We start from the raw sequence: 21,161 nt of genomic DNA, 5'->3' as shown, positions 1-21,161 counted from the left end.
TAGGCTATACACCTATTAATTGCCACTGCTTAGTCGCCAAAAACTATTGTTCCTTCACTTAGAGACATAATTCTGACCAGCGACTCCAGACGGATGCCCTGTTCCCGGATGGTGCGGGCTCCTGCCTGAAAGCTTTTTTCCACCACTACGCCCAGTCCCACCAGTTCGGCCCCTGAACGCTGGATGATCTTGATCAGTCCGCGTGCTGCATCACCATTGGCGATAATATCATCAATAAAAAGAATCTTATCATCTGGAGAGATATACTGGCGGGACAACATAATATCAGTAACGATTCCCTTGGTGAACGATGGTACTCTTTCGCACAAAGCATCAGGATCGGCGAGCAATGTTTTTTTGCGGCGGGCAAATACAAGCGGCACCTTCATTTCATAAGCGGTGGCAAATGCCACGGCAATACCCGAGGACTCCACAGTAACTACCCGCGTAACTCCGGCGTCCGCAAATCTCCCGGCAAACTCCCGTCCCATTTCCATCGTCAGCATGGGATCCACCTGATGGTTGAGCAGACCGTCTAGTTTCAGTACCTGATCCGAAACGACGACCCCTTCCTGCAAAATCCGCTGTTTCAATACTTCCATGACTTTGAACCTCCATTACCCTTTATAATTTCAGACATTCCACTCTAATACACCCATTTGCCATTAGGCGGAAGTCATGTCCTTCTGTTCCTCATCATAACCTGTACTATATGGACTGCACAAGGCAATCCTGCGGGTGATGCCCATTTTTTATATTCATAGCATTGAAGGAGGCGAGCCATGAAATCCCATGTCCGCACATTGCAAATCGCTTTCACTTATATTGGCACCATTGTAGGCGCCGGATTTGCCACCGGCCAGGAAATCCTAAGGTTTTTCACCCGGTACGGCCACTGGGCGGTATTAACCATTCTGCTCGCGACGGTGCTCTTTATTTGGCTGGGCACCAAAATGATGGTGATTGCCCGGCGCATCGAAGCCGATTCTTATGAAGACTTTAACCGCCATCTCTTCGGCGAACGGGTCGGCAGCAGCATCAGCCTCTTTACCTTGATCGTTCTCGTCGCAGTCAACAGTATCATGCTGGCAGGGGCAGGGGCGATATTCCAGGAGAATCTGGGATTGCCGTTCCAGGCAGGTCTGTTGATTACAATATTCGGCTCATACTTTTTACTGAAACGCGGAATTTCCGGTATCCTGCAAATCAACAGTGTTGTCGTGCCCTTAATGCTTACTTTGTCGCTAATCATCATTTCCAATACGCTCGGGGTACCGGGAGCAGGGCGCTTTCTGTTCCTTGAAACCGATCGCAGCATCTTCGGGGCGTGGATGTCACCGCTGCTCTATACCGCCTTCAACCTCGGGATGGCCCAAGCCGTGCTTGTTCCGCTGGCCCGCCATACCGATGATGAAAAATCCCTGGTACGGGGCGGCATCCTCGGCGGGGCAGGGATCGGGTTCATGCTGCTGGCCGCTCATTTTGCCATGAGCTCGCAAATGCCAGGCATCCTGCAGTTTGAAATCCCTATGGGCAGCATCGCCTTCCGGCTAGGCCCCCTTGTGCAGAGCATTTATCTGCTGCTGATCTTCCTGGAAATCTTCAGCACTTTTGTAGCCAATATCTATGGAGTTGGAGTACAGCTTAAGCAGCATTTGCCTATCGCCCCGTCCCTCGTCACTCCCCTGCTGATGCTGATCTGTTATTTATTCAGCCAATTTGGCTTCAGCTCACTATTGGGAGTTTTCTACCCTATATTCGGTGCCTTGGCGCTAGTCTGGGTTATTATGCTGCTGCGCGCGCCTATGTCTCCTCCGCCCCGGATAGCTGACCCTTCCGGCCCGGAAGGCAATGCCATCACCATTGTAGCTGTCAAACCGGTGATTCGGATCACACGGAAATAACAGCTGGAAGGATGAAGCAACTGTTCCCTCCGGATGAATCCACTTCAGCGGGAAATAGAAGGATAATTTATAGCGTGAAGCATATAATTTCTTTTAATTTAAAGAGCCGTACGGCCGCTTGGTTCGAAGCTGTACAGCTTCTATACAGAGATCACAGCGGCTGCCGGTATCAAACGTGCAGCCGCTTCGGCTACATGCCGGTGGCAGGTCATCATGACAATCTGCCGGGAAACCGACAATTCACCAATCAGTGCCAGTGCCGCATGCAGGCGGCGTTCATCAAAGTTGACGAACAGGTCATCGAAGAGCAGCGGCAGGCTGGCCTGGCGGTTCATCGTCTCTGCCAGGGCCAGGCGGATAGCCAGATACAGCTGCTCCGCTGTTCCCCGGCTGAGCAGTCCGCTGTCCAGAAGCCCGGCATCCTTATGCTCCGCCTTCAACTCCTTGTGCCCAAGCGTCATCACGATTCTCAGGTATTCCCCTTCCGTCAGCTTGTTGAAATACGCCGAAGCCAGCTGCAGTACCTGCGGCTGCTTCTCCTGCTCGTAGATGCGGCGTGTCCTTCCCATCAGTTCGGCAGCCAAGGCTGATACAGCATACTGTCCGGCCAGAATCTTCAGCGCCGCCCGCTGCTCCTCCAACTGCTGGAGCACCGTGTCTTCCAGACAGCGCTCCTTCAAATACTCGCGCTCCTGCAGCAGCTTGCCCCGGTGCTGAAGCAGCGCATTACGTTCTTCCTCAATACTTGCCGCAGCATCCTCCGCTGCGGACCGTTCCCGCTCCAGCGCAGCAGCATCATGATGCTCCAGCAGCTTCTGCAGTTCGACCGCTTCCCCGTTCTCCCATCCGCCGAACATGGCCAGCTCCCACTGGCGGATCGATCTGGTCAGCTCCAGACGCCGCTGCACGGCTGACGAACGGCGCAGAAACTCCTCGCCGTCCGTAGCACCGCCCTCCTGCAGCAATCTGCCGCTGCGCTCATTCAATACCTCAAGTGCTTGACGGCCCCCGGCAAGCTCCGCCTGTACTTCATGCAGCCGCTCTTGGGCAGCTTCCCGGCGGAGCAGTTCCGTCTTGAGCTGGTCCCAATCCCGCTTTCTGATCTCCAGCCAGCTCAGCAAGGTGAGCGCGGCAGTTCCAGCGACAGGTTCTATTAATGGCAGAACCTGTGTATTACCTGTACTTGCAGTATCGTTCAGGGATAAAACCTCAGAATTTACGGATGGCAACAAACCCGAGGGATCTGCTAATCTTGCTGCAGCGTTGTCGGCGGCAGCGGACGACAGTTCGCCCCCCGGTGCTGCCTCATGCCATAAATTCAGGCATTCTTGTTCATAAGCAGCACACTCTTCTTGCAGCTCCTTAAGCCGGGCCGCCAGTTTGCTCTCCTGGCGCAGCAGCTCGTTCCCCTGCTCCACTCTGGCGAATATATCCGGCAGCCCTTCGGGCGACAAGCCTTCCGGCAATCTGTGCTGGCGCAGCCATGCTTCATAGCTCTCATCCAGCTGGGTAAATTCAGCCTCAGCACGATCCATCTCTTCGGCCAGTGCCCGCTCCTGCCCGGAGAGCGTCTCTACCTCTGTCAGGCAGGTTTCCCGCTCCCCGGCCAGCCGTTCCACCCGCTGCCGCCAGGCATTCCAGGCTTCCATGAGCCTGCGAAGCTCCTTCATGCCAGCCTCCAGCCCGCTTGCTTCAGGGCTGGGCGCTGCCGCCGGCCTGCGGCCCGGCCGGCTTAAAGCACTCTCCGGCTCCGCCCCGGAGAGCAGCAGCCCGCGCAGCCGCAGCATCTCCGCTGCGGCCACGCTCCCGTCCCCGCCATGCTCCGGCGGGGACGTTCCCGGTCTGCGCGCGGCGCGCAGCCCGGCCCACAGGGCGAGGTCCGCGGCGGCCAGCAGGCCGAGCGCGGTCCAGGCGCTGACCGGCGGCGCACCGGTCAGGTACAGCGCAGCCGGCAGCAGCAGCGTCAGCGCTGCGCCTGCTGCAAGCAAGCGCCGGTACAGCGCAGCCCGGCGCTCTCCCGCGCCGGAGCCGCCACCGGCGCCGGGGCCGCGCAGCGGCCCTGCCCCGCCGAGCTGTGCTTCGCGCCAGCGCTCGGCGGCCTGCTGCAGCTCGTCCCACAGCTGCAGCACTTCACGCGGGCTGCGCGGGGCGAGGCCCGCGAAGTCCGCGGCGCCGCTTGCGTGCTCGCGCGCAAGCGAACGTTCCGCCGCCTGCAGCGCAGCGCCCGCGGCGGCGAGACGGGAGCGGAGGCTCTGCCGCTCCGCCTCACGCGCTTCCATTCGCCGGTCATACCCGGCGAAGGATGCCGCGAAGCGCCGTGCGGCTTCACGATCCGCCGCCGCACCGGAGAAGTCCGCCAGCTCGGCTAGGCTCCAGCCTGCGCCAATCCCGCGCAGGATGCGCTCCAGATGCTCATGCAGTGCAGCAAGCTCGCCCGTGAGACGCTGCCGTTCCGCCCTCCGGTCCTCATAACTGGAACGCCGGCGGTCCAGACGCTCAAGTGCCGGTCCTTGTGCAATCAGCAACAGATCCGGCGGATGCTGGGCAAGCTCAGCGATAAGTTCCTGCTCCAGACGCTCCATGCGGAATACCGCTGCTTCGCTGCTGCGGATCTCCCCTTCAAGGGACTGCCAGCGAACTGCACCGTTCTCCGGAAAGACCTCAATCACCGGCAGCTCTGCCAGCTCCAGCCCCGCTTCCCGCCACTTGAGCCACAGCTCGCGGATGTCCTGCACCTTCCGCAGTTTGACCAGCATCCCCCCGGTGGAAGTCCGCAACTTTTCCAGCCTCGCCAGCTCCAGCTGCGCATTTTGCAAAGCAGCAGTATTCTCATTATACCGGGGAAGATAAGAACGGCTCTCAGCCATTTCACGTTCCAGCTTGTCGATGTTTTGCAGGATTTTGGCCGCATCCTGCACTTTGCCGCGCGGCTTATACAGCTTCTCGGCTTCCTGGATCAACCGCCGTTCGGCCCGCATAATTTCGCCGCCACCGCCCATCCCGGCATGGAACAGATAGCTGCTCATCTCCTCGGACTGCAGTGCCCCAAGCTCCTGAAGCTCGTCCAGCGACACAGCAAACAGCTGCCGGAACATGCTTCTGGAAATGCCGCCGAGCAGACGGCGCTCCATTTCCGCTTGCCCCACTTCCTCTGATCGTCCATCCGGATAGCTGACGGTAATGTTCAGCTTTTCGCTGCGTCCCGCCGTCTCTCCACCTGCGGCATAACGGCGGATTCTCCATAGGCCTCCCTGCTCGTCATTCGCCGTCAGCATGCCGCCATGCAGACCACCCTGTGCGGGCTCATATCTTTCCGCCAGATTCACCCTGGTCGGGATCCCAAAAAGCATCGCCCGGATGAACTGCATCGTAGTACTTTTACCGGCCTCATTACGTCCAAACAGAACAGTTACGCCTTCCTGCAGCTCCAGTTCCCGGTTATGCAGACGCCCGAAACCTCCGATCTGCACATGTTGTATCTTCATCCTGTACTCCCCCGCTCCTGCCCGGTCCCTTCGCTGGCTGTATCCGTTGCACCTGGCAGTCTGATGTCTGCTTTCTCCCCCTCAGCGGTCTCTTCCACCCCGCTAAGCAGTGTAATCCCCAGCTCTGACGCGCTTTTCAGCCAGCCCCGTTTCTCCTCTTCATCTGCCGAGAACAGCAGTCTGCGGAGCTCCTGGTTCTCCATGAGCGGCTTCAATGCACTTCCGATCAGTTCATCCAGTCCTTCTGTCGTCTCCCCGCTGCGCCCCGACAGCCGCAGCATTTCACCCAGGAAGCTGTCCTCCTGCAGCAGCCGTTCCCGGTCTATCGCCAGACCTGTTTCCACCGAGAAACCCTCTGTCCACACGAGACCGGCATATTCTTTCCGCTCCGCACGTTTCGCCTCACGCCGCTGCAGCTCAGAGAGCAAATCATCCGCTGCACCCTTTTCTGCCAGTGTCCTGTGCACGCCTCCCCTGCCCGTAAGCCGAAACCGCACAACCGACATCATTTGCGGAAGCTCATTCCTGATTTCCTCAACTGCCTGCTCGACAGCTTCAATCCATTTCACCTCATCCGCCAATCCTTCAATAGAAATCTCCCGCACCTGCCAGCGGACGGAATCCAGTTCATGAAACTGGAGCGATGCAGCTCCTGCTTCATCCACATCCACCACATAACAACCTTTAGGTCCGGTCTCTTTAATGCTGCGGCCCTGGATATTGCCCGGATACACAATAGACGGGCGCTCATGCAGAATACTGCGTTTATGTATATGTCCCAGCGCCCAATAGTCGAATCCCCGGCTGATCAAATCCTTGCGGGTGCAGGGGGAATAGGTTTCGTGCTGAAGATCCCCATCCACGTTGCCATGCAGCAGCGCAATATGAAACAGGCTGCTTCCGGTCCTGCGGCTAAATTTCAAGGCAGTATTCTCCGTTACCTTTGCTGTTGCATAGGAAATTCCGCTGACCACAGCGACCTCCTTCCCGTCGCTCCGGCGGCGGGCGATGGCCTGTCCCGGCTCTCCTGAACTGAATACAGTGACATGCTCCGGCGGTTCGGTAGCCAGACGCGGTCCGTCGAGCGGATCATGGTTGCCGTGAATCAGAAAGACCTGGATGCCATGCCTTCCCAATTCCTGCAGCGCTTCCTGAAACCGCAGCTGTCCCTGCAGCGAAGCATCAGAGACATCGTACACATCCCCGCTGATGACCACAAAATCAACTTCTTCATGAACGGCTACGTTAACAAGCCGCCCGAGGGCGGCGAAGGTGGACTCCCGTAAATAGGAGCGTATAGCCTGCGGAAGCTGCGCCAATCCGGCAAAACGGCTGTCTAGGTGCAGATCCGCGGCATGCAAGAAACGAAAAGGAATCATCTGCTCACCCTTTCGTTCCCGGCTGATATTGCAGATAGGTTTTTTTGAGCTCATTGGCCACCCGGGTCAGCGAATACAGGCTTTTTGCTTTATCCCAAGCCGAACGGGACAGCTCATAGCGGTAACCCGGATCGCTGATTACTTTTTCCAGCGCATCCGCCAATGCCACCTCATCGTCAGGATTGACCAGAAGTCCGTTCACCCCGTCCTCAATTTGTTCTGGAATCCCTCCCACATTCGTGCCGACAAGAGCCAGACAGCTGAGCGCCGCCTCCGCAAACACCGAGCCAAAAGCCTCCGCGCGAGAAGGGAGTACAAAAATATCAAAGAAAGGCATGAATTCTTCCGGGTGTAAAGTGTATCCGTAAAAAATCGTCTCATTATAAATGCCCAGATTCTGGGCTAATGACTCCAGCTCACCGCGGCTGGGACCATCCCCAATGATGTGCAGCACATATTCATGGCCCCGTTTGTTCAGCTCGGCACAAGCTTTAAACAACGTATCTATCCCTTTGGCCGGTACAAGCCGGGTTACCGTCACCAATTGCGGGATGCTGTTGTCATGCGGAACAGGCTTGAATCTTTTCTCATCGAAGCCGTTTGGAATGACGCCAACACTCGAGGGCTGGTCAATATATGGCGCCAAATAATCGGCAAAAGAGCGTGAAACCGTCATCAGGCGGTCACTGACATGCTCCAGCTCACGGTATACCGAGACAAGAAATTGATGCTCCGGACCGCCTTCTTCAATGATTCCATTCAGAATCAGCTCACGTTCATAGCTGGAATGCAGGGTCTGGATCAGCGGGATTTCCGGATAGATCTTTTTCATCGCCAGACCGGCAATCGGGTGATGGGCATGGATCAGATCATACTTTTTACTCATCCGCAGCTTCGTCCACCATATATAATCGCGGTAGGTCTGAATATATTTTTGTACAACCGGACTTTCGCCATACTTAGTCCAATCGAAGGTCTCAAATACAATCTCTTCGCGCCCTTTGCCGCGAATCCGTTTGGGCAACCAGAAGAGATCCATATCCCAGCGGCTGGAACGGAAACGTTCCTGGAGATAAGGAATCATTGAAGATACACCACCGGGCTGTTCCGGCGGGAAGAATAGCGCTTGCAGCAAGTTCATCTGGTACATCCCCTTTACAATTGCCCTGATTACGGTGAGACCCGGCAATTATGATATAGTAATAAATATGTACAATTACTGGTACGCTAAGGTCCCATACCTTGATTTTATCGGTAACCACCTGAAACAGCAACCAAGAAGAACGCTTGAGCCTGAATTGATTTTGACAAGAGGAGAATGAATGATGACGGAAGAACAGCTGCCCGCCGCTTATACCACTGCCATGAGAGAAATGCTGGGGCAGGAGGCGGACGCTTTTCTGCAAAGCTATACTTTGCTGCGGACCCAGGGTCTGCGATTCAACACTTTAAAAAGCCGGTTTGGAACCGGCATCCGCGCTGCCGAACATGCGGTTTCACTATTCGGCCTTACACCGGTACCTTGGTGCCCCTCAGGGTATTACTACGAACATCCGGCCCGGCCCGGACGGCATCCCTACCACACTGCCGGACTATATTATATTCAGGAGCCCTCGGCAATGTCCGCGGCCGAGCTCCTGGGGCCGCTTCCCGGTGAGACGGTGCTGGATCTTGCCGCCGCTCCCGGCGGAAAGACAACACATATCGCCTCTCTAATGCAGGGACAAGGTCTGCTTGTGTCCAATGAGATCCATCCCGAGCGGGCCAAAATTCTGGCCGAAAATGTCGAACGCCACGGCATCTCCCACGCACTGGTGACCAGTGCAGCTCCAGGGGAGCTGTCACGGCGTTTCCCGCAGGTCTTCGACCGGATTATGCTGGATGCCCCCTGTTCTGGTGAAGGTATGTTCCGCAAAGATCCCGCTGCTGTAAGCGAATGGTCTCCGGGCCATGTCGAGATGTGTGCGGCAAGACAATGGGATATTTTACAGGATGCCTATAGCATGCTGAAACCGGGCGGCAGTCTGGCGTATTCGACCTGTACCTTCAACCGCAGCGAGAATGAAGATACCATCGCCCGGTTTATAGAGCACTATCCCGATATGGAGCTGATTGCCGAGAAACGCCTCTGGCCGCATCTGGAGAAAGGCGAAGGACATTTCGTCGCCCTGCTGCGCAAGGCACCTGCAGAAGAAGCTGCGAATAGCCGCAGCAAACGGGGCAGCGCACGGGGCAAAAACAGCCCGCGAACAACCTCTTCCGTGCGCGATGCTTACCAGCAGTTTCTGGGCTGGGCAGCGGAGCATCTGCCAGGATTCACCGGCCAGGGTGTGCCTCTGCTCTTTGGAGAATCCTTGTACCTGCTCCCGGAGACATTTAACGATAGCCTGCATACCGGTCTGCTTGAAGGCCTCAAAATCCCGCGGGCCGGGCTGCATGTGGCCCATCTGAAGAAAAACCGGATCGAACCGGCCCATGCCCTGGCAATGTCCCTTCAGCCCAGTCAAGCTGCCCGTAGCTGGGACCTTGCGGCCGATAGTCATGAAATTCAGATCTGGCTGCGCGGAGAGAGCCTGCCTGTTCCGGCTGAGCTGCACGGCTGGACACTGGTCACCGTTGACGGACTTCCCGTTGGCTGGGGCAAAGCCAGCTCCGGTCAACTGAAGAATCACCTGCCCAAAGGGCTGCGGATCCTAAAAGCCCATATTGACGAGCAATAGGCAACTGACCAGTTCGTGATGCCTCCCCCGGCATATGATGACATTATCCCAATGACGCCGTAGCATAACAGCGCGGCATGGGAACTAGACATGAGTTAAGGGAGGAATCAGACATGGGTGCAGTTCCAGGCTTCACATCGACCGGTGCGATTTTGGTGCTCTTTATTTTACTTGTCATCATTTCCCGTTCGTTGTTTGTCTAATTCCGCTCAAGCAGCAACGCACAGTGGCACCAAGCGGCCCGCCGTCCCTTTAAGGGGCGGTGCAGCCGCTTTTTTGCATTTCTAGTTCACGGCTGATTATATCTAGCAATGTTTTATTAATGATCGCAGATTGATAAAGCGGATCAGATAAGCAGAAAAAAGCATAAACCAGCGCCTCAGGGCACTAGTCTATGCTTCCACATTTATATTCTTACTTCACGCTCACTTATTTCATACTTTCTCAAGTATTACGATAGGCAGTACTTCACCAGCGCGTCGCGGACTCCGCTGTCGTTGTTGGTCCCAGTAACCGCGTTTGCCGCTGCTTTGACCTCGAGTGGTGAATTATCCATCGCAACACCCAGTCCGGCGTAGGTAAGCATTGAAATATCATTATAATAATTCCCGATTGATAAGACTTCCTCCTGAGGAATCCCAAGCTGCACAGCCAGATTCTTCAGCGCATTCCCCTTTGAAGCCTCGGGATGCATGAAGTCTACAAAAAATTCGCCGCTGCGCAAAATATTGTACTGCTGCGTCCAAGTGCCCCATTCACGCTGTGCTTCATCCAGAATGTCCGACTGGGTAAAAACCGTAAATTTTACAATCGGTTCACGAAAATCCTCCCAGGCCGGCAGCGAAGCAGGCATAATCCGGAAGTGCTCGTACATAAAATTAGCCTCTTGGGTCAAATTCTCCACATTATCGACGTACATATCAAAAGCGGTATTAACATCGAAATGGATATCATGCTGCCGGCAATAATCAATGTAAGGGTCAAGTCCACGGGCATCCAGCCCAAATTGATGCAGCACTTTGCGGTCATTGACACGGACCGTCGCCGCTCCGTTGTGGCCCAGCACATACCCCGACAGGCCCATTTCTTCCATAAATGGAATCGAGTTCTGCGGGCTGCGGCCTGTGCATAATACTATCTGGCCGCCCAGCCGCGTAACCTCAGCAATTGCCTCTTTGTTCTCATCACTTAAGTGGTGATCATCATTCAACAGTGTTCCGTCTACATCCAGCGCAATCAGTTTGTATCTCATACCCCACCATCCTTGTCTGTCTTTTATATCTATATATGCAAGATTACAAAACCCCCGTCAACTAAAACACGTACTTTAATTAAGCCGGTATTAAATCAGCAGCAGGGCTATTTCTCATGTTTCCCGGCCGTCTGCACCAAGCAGACTCAGCTCTTCTGCCGTCAACTCCCGGCAAGCGCCCAATGGCAGGCTTTCGTCCAGCTTCAAATCCCCCATAGACACCCGCTTCAGAAACGTCACTTTTTTGCCAACCGCAATAAACATCCGCTTCACCTGATGGAATTTTCCTTCAGTAATGGTTAGGGAGATTTGTGAGGTGATTTTGCCGCCGCGCTCCCTGCCAAGGATTCTCAGCTGTGCCGGGAGAGTAACATAACCATCTTCCAGTTCCACACCTGCGGCAAATGCAGCCACATCCGTTGCGTCTACTTCGCCCTCCACGATAGCCTCATACGTCTTCGGCACATGTTTTCGCGGGGACAGCAGCTCATGGGCGAGCTTGCCGTCATTGGTAAGCAGCAGCAGTCCAATCGTATCCTTGTCCAGTCTCCCGACCGGAAACGGCTCGAACTGCGCATACGCCGGCTTCAATAAATCAAGAACAGTCCGGTCCCGTTTGTCTTCTGTAGCAGACAAGACACCCGGGGGCTTGTTCATCATCAGATAGATATGCTCGCGGTACAGAACCGGCTCCCCATTGAGCTCTACCCTGTCAAGATAGGGGTCAACATGAAACCCGCTGTCCTTTACCACAATCCCATTAACTGTAATCAGCCCCTGCTTCGCCTGCTTGCGGATATCGCTGCGGGAACCTGCGCCCATATGGGACAGCACTTTATCGATCCGTTGTTTCTTAGCATTATTTCCCGATGCCCCCATGCCTTATGTCCACCTCCAGCCAGCCGGATATTCATTCTTCAGCATTCCGTCCTGCCACTTCGCCCAGCCTGCGCTGTACCCGTCGATACAGACCAGCACATACCCTTTGAGTGCACTGCCTGACTTCACAGACAGTCGTTCTGCCGGAATGGATAATGTTTCGCCTTTAAGATAGGAGACCGCTTCACCGCTGCTGCTTGACAGGGAAAGACTGCGGCAACTCTCCTCCGGGTGCAGGGCGGTAGCGAGCGGATGCCCGGGAATAAACCGGCCGCTGCGCACATGACCTACATACCAGCCTGGACGGATCGTCTTCAGTCCATCCAAGGCTTCCTTCGGCAATGGCGAGAGGTACAAATGTTCGCCGAACCACACGGGATATCCCGCAGGCTGCCAGCCGAGCTGGTCCTTGAAGAAATCGGTATAGGCGGCAAGCCGTGTCTCTTCTCCTATGCTTTCCTGTTCTCTGCCGGAGCCGTTGCCGGATTTGCCGAATGTACGGCCGCCTTTGCCGCCGCGTCCTTTTTCTGTTTTACCTCCAGCTGCTTTAGCTGAAGGTGATGCTTTGCCTGACTTGTTCCGCGCAGCGATCCCAAGCACAATGTCCCGGTCTCCGCCTTTCTCTTCCGGAGCGAGGCTTCCATCATGGCGCAGCACGGCCATGAAATGCCCCTCACCCTTGACCTTATGCGGCCACAGACGGGCCGTCTCCGGCAATTCGCCGAACCCTGGAGCGAAAGAGCCTGTGCCGCCTACCGGAACCGGTGAGAACCGGGGATGTGCGGCCAGAAAATCAGCTATCGTCCCCTCATTCTCTTCTACCGCAAACGTGCAGGTCGAATAGACCAATGTCCCGCCGGGCTTCAGCGCCGCAGCGGCAGAGACAAGAATGTCCCGCTGCATCGCCGCATATTTCTCCGGCGTTCCCGGCTCCCACTGCTTCACCATGTCTTCATCCTTGCGGAACATGCCTTCACCGGAGCATGGCGCGTCGATTAGAATCCGGTCAAAGAACCCGGGGAATGCCGCTGCGATCCGTTCCGGGCTTTCATTCAGTACAATGCCATTGCGGACACCGTAAAGCTCCAAATTTTTGGCCAAAGCCTTGGTCCGCTCCGGATGAAGATCATTGCTGACCAGAAGACCTTCGCCTTGCAGCTTAGCGGCGATCTGCGTAGATTTGCCGCCCGGTGCGGCACATAAATCCAGCACCCGGTCACCCGGCTGCACATCAAGCAGCTCTACAGGAGCCATTGCACTCGGCTCCTGAATATAATACAGGCCGGCATGGTAATACGGATGTTTGCCAGGTCTGGCACCTTCCCCGGTATAGAACCCGGTCGGACACCAGGGAATCAGCTCCAGCTCAAAAGGTGCTAGCGCCAGCAGGTCCTTCACCGATATTTTCAAGGTATTGGCGCGGATGCCGCCATAAGGAGTTTCCTTGTAGGTCTCCGCAAATTGTTCATACTCCGTTCCCAACAGTTCTTTCATCCGCTGCGTGAACGAGCCGGGCAATTGTGCCGCCATGTTGCTTTCCTCCTGCTTGTTGTTTCTGAATGTAGGAATGAATAATTCAAGGAACACCCCGGTGGAGTGCTCCTTGTTGTCTTGCTGTATTTATTGCTTCATTTGCGGTGCGGTGAGTGAGCCGGCCGCTGGGGCCCCCTGCGCTGCGGCAAGTTGGGTGTAATCCGGGCAGCTGCAATCTTTACAGCCTCTTCCAGACCGGGATCTGCAATTTCAAGGGTCAGATCATAATAGGGAAACGGCTGTTCATCATAACCTTCCAGCTTGCGGACATACTCACCAGTCTCCTGTACAAGCTTCGCGAGATGAATTCCCAGCGTTTCATCCGGATACTTCTGCAGCGCATTATGTGCCCCGCCCAGCATAATCCTCCCGCCGCGCACATTCCCGTTGCGGAAATGATACAACCCGACCGCTACCTGAAGAAGTGCTTTGTACAGCGGATCACGGTCTTTGGCCAGCCACAGCTCTTCAAGCACCTCATGACATTCGAAATAATCTCTGTCTCTATTGAAATAGACCAGGTACGCCAGATACAGCGGTTCATAGACCATCCGGCAGACTGTCCTTCTTCGCATTAGAGAGCAGCTCACGCACATGGTCCAGCAATTCCTTCATCGCATCCATATCCTGTGCCTGCCAGATCACATTGAAACGTTCCTGGCTTTCAATCGCCTCGTTCACCAGATGATAGAAATACAATTGATGAATCGCCTTGAGCAATTGAGTCGTCATATTGGAATTTTCTTCGAAGGTTTTTTGAGCCTCCAGAATTTCTTCACGGATGCTGGACATTTCACTGTCCAGTATGGAAGCGGCCTCTGCCGCCGTCTTGAGCCGCACCCGCATTTCATCGGGCAGGCTTTCACGGTATTTATAGTTCAGCGAATGCTCGATGGTTGCCCAGAAATTCATCGCCAGTGTGCGGATTTGAATCTCGGCGAGCACAATCTTTTGCCCCAGAGCCGTCTGAACAGGATATTTAATAATCATATGGAAGCTGCGGTAGCCGCTTTCCTTGTAATTGGTGATATAGTCCTTCTCGTAAAGCACTTCAAGATCCTTGCGGGCACGGATATACTCCGCCACTCTGCGGATATCCTCAACGAATTGGCACATAATGCGTATGCCGGCGATATCCTCAATGCCTGTCTCCAGATCTTCCATCTTCACATTCAGCCGCTTGGCCTTCTCCAGAATGCTGGACAGCCGCTTCACGCGTCCGGTTACGAACTCGATCGGCGTATATTCCTCTCTCTTCTTGAGCTCCGAGCGCATCGTCTTGAATTTAACCTTAAGTTCCTCCACAGTCTGTTCATATGGTAGCAAAAAAGTTCCCCAGTCCCTGCCGTCCATCGCCTTCGTCCTCCTGTCCATTCATCCTTCAGTGATGATCAGCGCCCACCGCTTCTAGGATATTACGGAATCCGTCCCGCCGCAGAAGCTGCCTAAGTCCGGCATGCAAACTGCGGTTAACCTCCGGTCCTTCATAGATGAGAGCTGTATAAATTTCAACCAGGCTGGCACCCGCCCGGATTTTGTCATAAGCATCCTGGCTGGTAAAAATACCCCCTGAACCAATAATCGGCAGCTTGCCGCCGGTCTGGTGATAAATGCTGCGGATAATCTCTGTGGAACGGTCGCGCAGCGGTTTGCCGCTGAGGCCCCCTGTCTCTCCGGCTTTGTCACTCTTCAGCCCCTCACGGTTGAGTGTGGTGTTCGTAGCGATCACGCCGTCCACACCGGCTTCAGAAAGTGTATGTACCATATATTCAAGCTCGGTGTCGCTGACATCGGGAGCAATCTTGACCAGCAGACTTTTGGCCATACCGCTTATCTCACGCTGGAGTTCCATTTCCTCTTTCACTTGGGCCAGCAGGTTCGATAATTCACTGCCATGCTGAAGACTCCGCAAATCCGGTGTATTCGGAGAGCTGATATTAACCACAAAAAAATCACCGTACGGATAAAGCGTACGGATACACTGCCGGTAGTCCTCATGTGCTGATTCATTTGGGGTCAATTTATTGCGCCCGATATTGACCGCCACAGGAATTCTGCGTTTCTTCAGCACCTTCAGCCGCTGGGCCATGGCCTCTGCGCCTTCATTATTGAAGCCCATCCGGTTAATCAGCGCTTCGTCCGGAAGAAGACGGAATAACCGCGGGCTGTCATTGCCCGGCTGGCTCTTGGGCGTAACCGTACCCACTTCCATAAATCCGAAGCCAATTGATGAGAAGCCGCCCACCGCTTCAGCGTTTTTATCCAGTCCCGCTGCAAGACCCACCGGAGTAGGGAAATGCAGACCGAACAGGTCTACCGCAAGATCGGCTGTCTCTGGAACGCCGTACATCAAGCGCATGGCCGCGCTGCCGCCCGGAACCAAGGCCGCTTTGTTCAAACCGCCTATGACGAGATGATGTGCCTTCTCCGGGTCCATTTTAAAGAAAATTGGTTTACCTAAATTTCGATACAGCACCGTTCTCGCTCCTTCAAGGGATAATACGTGATGTCCCGCGACTCCCCGTTTCTTTAGGTTTCTTCTTAATTTTATCCGTTTCGGGAAGAAAAGAAAAGTTTTTTGCCCAGGTGATGCCTTCGAGCGAAATGCAGAGTATAGTATTTTTCTTGCAAACGCATTACAATGTAAGGGTAATCACCGATCAAGAGAGAAAGAAGGATGACCAGTATGTCAACTAAACGCAAACCTCCTACACTCCAGCAGAAGAAGGAAGAAGTCAACCGCAAAGCAATCCTGTGGATTAGTGTAAGTCTGGCCTTGCTGATTCTTCTTATTATTGTTCTATTTCTTGTAGCAGGTAATTAATTCAGCCAGTGGTAGACTTTGTGGGGGTTGGTCTGATTTTGAGGTGCTCCAGAGGGAAAGGCTTCCTCCGGAAGCAGCAGCTCCTCAGGCAGAACCCCTTTAGTAATCTGAACCTTCGTTCCCATCGGTACCATGGCGAATAATTCCTCCACATCTTTGCGGTTCATCCGGATACATCCCAGCGATTCATCTTTGCCTATGCTGTCAGGCTCATTTGTGCCGTGTATGGCATAGTTGCTGTCCGAGAGCTGCATCCCGCGGCTGCCGAATTCCCCGTTGTCATGGCCATTCGGATTGACCACCTTGTCTGTGATCGTAAAAGTCCCTTCAGGTGTTTTGTCGCCGCCGAGTCCAATCTCATAGTTCCGCAGAATTATCGAGCCGCTGGTCACTGCCAGGCGGTGTTTTTGTTTATCTACAATAATAGTCAGCGGTCCTGTAAAAAAGGGCATTTCCGCCGCCGCATCACCACTTGCTCCAGGAGAATTGCCGCTCTGGCCTGCTGCAGGAATCCCCGTTGCCGTGGCAGTATCCGGCTTGGCAGTAGCCGCCGGGGCCTGCGGGACTGCCGGGGAAGCTGCCGCACGCAGCGAGGCAAACTTCGCTTTCATCAGCGGAGTCGTTCCACCCAGCCAATTTCCCGGAAACGGCGCCTCCAGCTCTCCAGGGGATCTCGGCAGCACGCCCTTGCTGCTCTTGTAGGATCGCATGGCGCTCCACAGCACCGCCAGCTCCTCCTGGTCCTCCTGCCATCCTGCCGCCTGTTTCTTCAGCTCTGCTGAATCCGGGGGCTGGCAGGCACAGACCGCCGAATTGTAGGATTGGTATACAATTCGTCCTTTCTCACTCTTCTCCAGCGTTGCCTCGAGCGGCAGCTTCTTCTTCCATATAAGCCATTTGCCGGAGCGCTCCATTCGCAGGATCGCCGTTGAGCCGGTCGGCTGGCTGCTCTGCAGCAAGCCCGCCAGCGCCTTGCCAGGTCCGGCAGCATCCCCCGGCTGTGCCGTAAAGGCCAGCTTTACCGGATCCGGGGCCAACTGTACTCCAGTCTCAGGCACCGCCGTTGCCGTAAGTTCCTCCGGTAAATCTGCCGGAGCTCCGCCGGCAATCTCTGGAGCCGAGTTGTCTGTTTCACCGGGACCGGGAAGGGTACCCGGCACAGCTGCATCCGGCAGAAACACCAGCAGCAACAGCACTAGTGTTAGCAGAACACGGCGCATTCTCTGCTTGTTCTGGTGACGCTGCCGGGCAGCCTGAAGCAGGCCGTCTTCATATTCACGCAGCATTTCGGCCGGCACCTTGCTGTGCTCGAAAGCTTCGTATACTTCACCGGCCTGATTGAAGCAGTAATTCGCTTTGCCTTGCTGGCCGTTCTTATAGTATTCCTTACCAAGCAAGTACCATGCCATCTTGTTTTCAGGATGCAACTGAACATACGCCTTGAGATGCTGCGAGTTTTTCATCGGGGCCTCCGCGGGTTTGTGAATTCTTTCTTTATTTATATCGGTCAATCCATCAAAAAAAGACATCCCCCCAACCGAATTTACGCCGGCGAAGAGATGTCTTTATGTAAATATAAGGTTCGCGCTGAGCGATCCTTATATCCTGTAGTCAACGAAAAACCTTTTGGATTAACCTTCTTTATTAAAAGGGGCATCCGCAATTTTGATGGAGTCCGTTGGGCATCCATCTGCAGAATCCTGCAAATCGTCGAACAAATCATCCGGAATTACAGTACACCCGCGATTGCTGTCATTCTCGTAGATCACTTCTGCCAGACCTTCATCATCATAATCAAAAATATCAGGGGCCGTCGCGCCACAAGCACCACAAGCGATGCAAGTATCTTTTTCGACCCAAGTGTATTTAGCCATTTTTTCTCTGCCTCCCGTTAAACAATACAGCCTGCTGTAGCAGCCTGTTATTTTTCTCATATTAATATAAATAGAATACAATATCAATGAGTTTTCAATTCGTTTCCATTTTCGACGCATATTCCATTGCTTGAATGTCCGTGCCGGGCAAGGCTTTTCTCATGTTTTATCAGGATCAACACTTTCGAGATTGTCCTTCTGCAGTGAGGTGCCGCGCTCCTTATGATTGCGGAGGCGGGCCGAGTGGCTGTCACTGAGCATGCCGGCCGTCAGCACCGCATTCTCGCCGAATTTGTTGCGCAGCATATCCATCGTTTTGTTCAGGGACTCCTTCTTCGGCTGACGTTCATAATCGAACAAATCCAGCTGGATAGCGGAGTCCTCCTTGGGGCTCAGTCCCTGCAGGGTAACACCCAGCAGGCGCACCGGCTTGTCCCCCTTCCAGTGCTTGGCAAACTGCTCGCACACCGTCTTATAGATGTCTTCAGCACTTTCTGAAGGAGTCTCCAGCTGGCGCGACCGGGTAATGGTCTTCATGTCGGGTGTGCGGATGGTGAGCTGCACACCTGCTGCCACCAAGCCCTGCTTCCTCAGCCGCCGGGCAACTTGGTCGCTAAGATTCAGCAGAATCGGCCGGGCCTCTGCCAGACCGACTACATCTCTGGGCAAGGTTGTCGTATGCCCGATCGACTTGCTCTGTTCGCGCTCAGGATTCACAATGCCGTGGTCAATACCGTTGCCCGCCCGTTTCAGCCATGAGCCCATGACCCCGAAATAATCCACCAGCATCTTCTCATCGGCCGCAGCCAGCTGACCGATGCTGTAGATGCCAAGCTTCCGGAGCTTTTCGGCTGTTTTTCCGCCAATGCCAAACATTTCATTACATGGCTTGTTCCACAAAATATCCGGCACATCACGCAGCCGGAGGACGGAGATTCCGTTGGGCTTTTTCAGATCCGAGGCAATTTTGGCCAGCAGCTTATTGGGGGCAACCCCAATGGAGCAAGGCAGTCCAAGCTCCTCCATGATCCGGCGCTGGATGGCCCCGGCAATCTCCAGCGGAGTCCCAAACTGTCTGGAGCCGGTAATGTCGAGATAACATTCGTCTATTGAGACTGCTTCAAGCAGCGGAGTATAGCTGTAGGCAATCTGCATGAATGCATTCGAATACTTGCGGTATAGATGAAAGTTCGGTTGAATAACAATTAACGATGGACAAATCCGCAGTGCCTTCTGCACCTGCATGCCTGTTGAGATTCCCAGCCTGCGTGCAGCATAGGAGCAGGTGACAATAATCCCTCTTCGCAGCTCCACGCTTCCGGCAACCGCCGTCGGTTTGCCTTTGTATTGCTCCGGATCCTCCGCCTCATGCACTGAGCAGTAGAAAGCATTCATATCCACATGCAGAATAACCCTGCCGCTTGTTGGGTAATACTGATCCACGTTCTGCACAATATCTACCTTCTTATCTTCAGGGTTTCCATTGTCGGATTTAGCATACCTCTTCAACTGCCGGAAGGTCAACAAAAGCAGAAACGCTGTAAAGTTCTTTGTTACATTCCCGCGTAAAAATGCTATAATATAAAAATTCATTTCCCTTAAGCGGATGCTTCCGAAGTAAATTCTGTACGGAGTAAATCCAGGAAGCCATTCTCACAAAACTTTTAGGAGGACTCCCATGTCTAAGTCCATCTCCATCTTCGATACGACACTACGCGACGGCACCCAAGGCGAAGGCATCAGCCTGTCGGCGGATGATAAGCTGAAGATTGCCAGAAAACTCGATGATCTGGGTGTGCACTACATTGAAGGTGGCATCCCGGGAAGCAACAATAAGGATATCGAATTTTTCAAAAGGGTCAAGGAATTTCATTTAAATGCCAAAATCACCGCATTCGGCAGTACCCGGCGCAAGAACTCTGTAGCCGAGAACGACGACAATCTCCAAAGAATGATTGATGCCGGCGTACCGGCGGCTACTTTGGTCGGGAAATCGTGGGATTTCCATGTGCATACTGCCCTACAAACTACATTAGAAGAGAATCTGGCGATGATCGGCGACTCCATCGCTTATCTGAAACGCAAAGGCCTCGAAGTGATCTTCGATGCTGAGCATTTCTTCGACGGCTATAAGAACAATCCGGAGTATGCAGCTGCCGTCCTGGCTAAAGCACGGGAAGCCGGTGCGGACTGGCTGGTCATGTGCGATACAAACGGCGGCACACTCCCGAATGAGATTCAAGACATTGTATCCGGTATGGCCGGGACCCTTCCGGGCGCTTCATTGGGTATCCATACCCATAATGATTGTGAGCTTGCGGTCGCCAATACGCTCAGTGCCATTGGCGCAGGTGCCCGGCAGGTGCAAGGCACAATCAACGGTTATGGTGAGCGCTGCGGCAACGCCAACCTGTGCTCGATCATTCCCACTCTGCAGCTTAAGATGGGGTATCACTGTATTCCGGGGGATTCCCTCCCCCAGCTGACCAACACCGCACGCTTTGTGAGCGAAGTCGCCAATGTGAATATGCCGGTTAATCAGCCTTATGTTGGAACGGCCGCATTTGCCCACAAAGGCGGCATTCACGTCTCTGCGATCATGCGCGACTCACGTACCTATGAGCATATTGCTCCTGAACTGGTGGGCAACAAACAGCGCGTGCTGGTCTCTGAGCTGGCCGGCCAGAGCAATGTCCTGTCCAAAGCCCAGGATATGGGCCTCAGTCTTGACCCAAGCAGCGAGCAGGCCCGCAAGGTGATTGACAAGATCAAGAACCTGGAGCATCAGGGATATCAATTCGAAGGCGCCGACGCCTCACTAGAGCTGCTGCTGCGTGAAGCCACCGGCGAGATGAACGAGCTGTTCACTTTTGAATCGTTCAAAATGCTTGTGGAGAAGACAGCCGGCAGTCCGGTTGTTTCCGAGGCCTTCGTCAAGCTGAAGGCCGGCGGCGAGAACCTGTATACCGCTGCAGAAGGCAACGGCCCGGTCAACGCGCTGGACAACGCCCTGCGCAAGGCACTGCTGCCTTACTTCCCGCAATTGGATGAGATGCATCTCTCTGACTATAAGGTTCGTGTGCTGGATGAACAGGATCAGACCGCTGCGAAGGTACGGGTTCTGATCGAATCCAGAAATTATACTAATACCTGGAGTACGGTTGGCGTATCCAGCAATGTCATTGAGGCCAGCTGGGAAGCATTGGTCGACAGTATGCGCTATGCCCTTTTGGGACAAATCTCACGCGAAAACGACAAGAAGTCCAGCAGTGAGCCTAGAGGCTTAGTCAATCATTAAAGATTCGGCCTCA

18 protein-coding genes are annotated in these 21,161 nt (G+C 54.3%); 5 read left to right on the top strand and 13 right to left on the bottom strand.

Annotated features, from left to right (window positions below; genetic code table 11):
* Positions 1 to 29: 29 nt before the first annotated feature.
* The gene (locus NSS79_RS12370; RefSeq protein ID WP_038589705.1) at positions 30 to 602 is read right to left on the bottom strand and encodes a xanthine phosphoribosyltransferase; all 573 of its coding nucleotides are present in this window, start codon (positions 600 to 602) and stop codon (positions 30 to 32) included.
* A 180-nt stretch (positions 603 to 782) separates the two neighbouring features.
* On the opposite strand from NSS79_RS12370, the gene NSS79_RS12365 reads away from it, so the two are divergent.
* Positions 783 to 1,904, top strand: coding sequence for a hypothetical protein (locus NSS79_RS12365; RefSeq protein ID WP_342439565.1), 1,122 nt, complete (start codon positions 783 to 785; stop codon positions 1,902 to 1,904).
* 140 nt (positions 1,905 to 2,044) lie between these two features.
* Here the strand turns inward: NSS79_RS12365 and NSS79_RS12360 are convergent, their stop codons facing one another.
* From NSS79_RS12360 to NSS79_RS12350, 3 genes are read right to left on the bottom strand one after another with little or no spacing between them, the layout of a single operon-like run.
* Positions 2,045 to 5,389 (bottom strand): AAA family ATPase, encoded by a 3,345-nt coding sequence (locus tag NSS79_RS12360; RefSeq protein ID WP_342439564.1) that lies wholly within the window; start codon positions 5,387 to 5,389, stop codon positions 2,045 to 2,047.
* On the bottom strand, positions 5,386 to 6,822 hold the full coding sequence (locus NSS79_RS12355; protein WP_342439563.1) for a DNA repair exonuclease: 1,437 nt from the start codon (positions 6,820 to 6,822) through the stop codon (positions 5,386 to 5,388). The genes NSS79_RS12360 and NSS79_RS12355 overlap by 4 nt, the downstream gene beginning before the upstream one ends.
* Positions 6,773 to 7,909 carry a glycosyltransferase family 4 protein gene (locus NSS79_RS12350; protein WP_038589703.1) on the bottom strand — a complete coding sequence of 379 codons (1,137 nt, stop codon included), beginning with the start codon at positions 7,907 to 7,909 and terminating at the stop codon, positions 6,773 to 6,775. The genes NSS79_RS12355 and NSS79_RS12350 overlap by 50 nt, the downstream gene beginning before the upstream one ends.
* A gap of 184 nt (positions 7,910 to 8,093) precedes the next feature.
* On the opposite strand from NSS79_RS12350, the gene NSS79_RS12345 reads away from it, so the two are divergent.
* Both NSS79_RS12345 and NSS79_RS12340 read left to right on the top strand, forming a co-directional pair.
* Positions 8,094 to 9,488, top strand: coding sequence for an RsmB/NOP family class I SAM-dependent RNA methyltransferase (locus NSS79_RS12345; RefSeq protein ID WP_342440357.1), 1,395 nt, complete (start codon positions 8,094 to 8,096; stop codon positions 9,486 to 9,488).
* Between the two features lie 113 nt (positions 9,489 to 9,601).
* Positions 9,602 to 9,691: a sporulation protein YjcZ gene (locus tag NSS79_RS12340; RefSeq protein WP_197073075.1), complete on the top strand. Its 90-nt coding sequence runs from the start codon at positions 9,602 to 9,604 to the stop codon at positions 9,689 to 9,691.
* A gap of 248 nt (positions 9,692 to 9,939) precedes the next feature.
* On the opposite strand, the gene NSS79_RS12335 is transcribed toward NSS79_RS12340, so the two are convergent.
* From NSS79_RS12335 to NSS79_RS12310, 6 genes are all read right to left on the bottom strand, one after another.
* On the bottom strand, positions 9,940 to 10,740 hold the full coding sequence (locus NSS79_RS12335; protein WP_342439562.1) for a Cof-type HAD-IIB family hydrolase: 801 nt from the start codon (positions 10,738 to 10,740) through the stop codon (positions 9,940 to 9,942).
* Between the two features lie 114 nt (positions 10,741 to 10,854).
* Positions 10,855 to 11,619: a pseudouridine synthase gene (locus NSS79_RS12330; protein WP_342439561.1), complete on the bottom strand. Its 765-nt coding sequence runs from the start codon at positions 11,617 to 11,619 to the stop codon at positions 10,855 to 10,857.
* A gap of 3 nt (positions 11,620 to 11,622) precedes the next feature.
* The gene (locus NSS79_RS12325; RefSeq protein ID WP_342439560.1) at positions 11,623 to 13,149 is read right to left on the bottom strand and encodes an RsmB/NOP family class I SAM-dependent RNA methyltransferase; all 1,527 of its coding nucleotides are present in this window, start codon (positions 13,147 to 13,149) and stop codon (positions 11,623 to 11,625) included.
* A gap of 98 nt (positions 13,150 to 13,247) precedes the next feature.
* Positions 13,248 to 13,703, bottom strand: coding sequence for a DUF309 domain-containing protein (locus tag NSS79_RS12320; protein ID WP_342440356.1), 456 nt, complete (start codon positions 13,701 to 13,703; stop codon positions 13,248 to 13,250).
* Positions 13,693 to 14,505: a GTP pyrophosphokinase family protein gene (locus NSS79_RS12315; RefSeq protein WP_038589698.1), complete on the bottom strand. Its 813-nt coding sequence runs from the start codon at positions 14,503 to 14,505 to the stop codon at positions 13,693 to 13,695. Before NSS79_RS12315 ends, NSS79_RS12320 begins: the two co-directional genes overlap by 11 nt.
* A gap of 28 nt (positions 14,506 to 14,533) precedes the next feature.
* Positions 14,534 to 15,628 carry a quinone-dependent dihydroorotate dehydrogenase gene (locus tag NSS79_RS12310; RefSeq protein ID WP_342439559.1) on the bottom strand — a complete coding sequence of 365 codons (1,095 nt, stop codon included), beginning with the start codon at positions 15,626 to 15,628 and terminating at the stop codon, positions 14,534 to 14,536.
* A 210-nt stretch (positions 15,629 to 15,838) separates the two neighbouring features.
* Between NSS79_RS12310 and NSS79_RS12305 the strand changes: the two genes are divergently transcribed.
* Complete coding sequence (locus NSS79_RS12305; protein WP_179091796.1) at positions 15,839 to 15,976, top strand: hypothetical protein; 138 nt, start codon at positions 15,839 to 15,841, stop codon at positions 15,974 to 15,976.
* Here NSS79_RS12305 and NSS79_RS12300 read toward each other — a convergent pair.
* The 3 genes from NSS79_RS12300 to NSS79_RS12290 form a co-directional block, all read right to left on the bottom strand.
* Positions 15,973 to 17,439 carry a L,D-transpeptidase gene (locus NSS79_RS12300; RefSeq protein ID WP_342439558.1) on the bottom strand — a complete coding sequence of 489 codons (1,467 nt, stop codon included), beginning with the start codon at positions 17,437 to 17,439 and terminating at the stop codon, positions 15,973 to 15,975. The genes NSS79_RS12305 and NSS79_RS12300 overlap by 4 nt on opposite strands.
* A gap of 168 nt (positions 17,440 to 17,607) precedes the next feature.
* Positions 17,608 to 17,850 carry a ferredoxin gene (locus tag NSS79_RS12295; protein WP_076112325.1) on the bottom strand — a complete coding sequence of 81 codons (243 nt, stop codon included), beginning with the start codon at positions 17,848 to 17,850 and terminating at the stop codon, positions 17,608 to 17,610.
* Positions 17,851 to 18,009: 159 nt separating this feature from the next.
* Positions 18,010 to 19,302, bottom strand: coding sequence for a DNA polymerase IV (locus tag NSS79_RS12290; RefSeq protein WP_038599352.1), 1,293 nt, complete (start codon positions 19,300 to 19,302; stop codon positions 18,010 to 18,012).
* 226 nt (positions 19,303 to 19,528) lie between these two features.
* Between NSS79_RS12290 and cimA the strand changes: the two genes are divergently transcribed.
* A complete protein-coding gene (cimA, locus tag NSS79_RS12285; RefSeq protein WP_342439557.1) occupies positions 19,529 to 21,148 on the top strand; it encodes a citramalate synthase in 1,620 nt (539 codons plus the stop codon).
* Positions 21,149 to 21,161 lie beyond the last annotated feature (13 nt).

Source organism: Paenibacillus sp. FSL L8-0436 (assembly GCF_038593025.1).
Lineage (GTDB): Bacteria > Bacillota > Bacilli > Paenibacillales > Paenibacillaceae > Paenibacillus_AQ.
The sequence above is the reverse complement of the archived record's forward strand: the minus strand, read 5'-3'. Positions and strand labels throughout refer to the sequence as shown.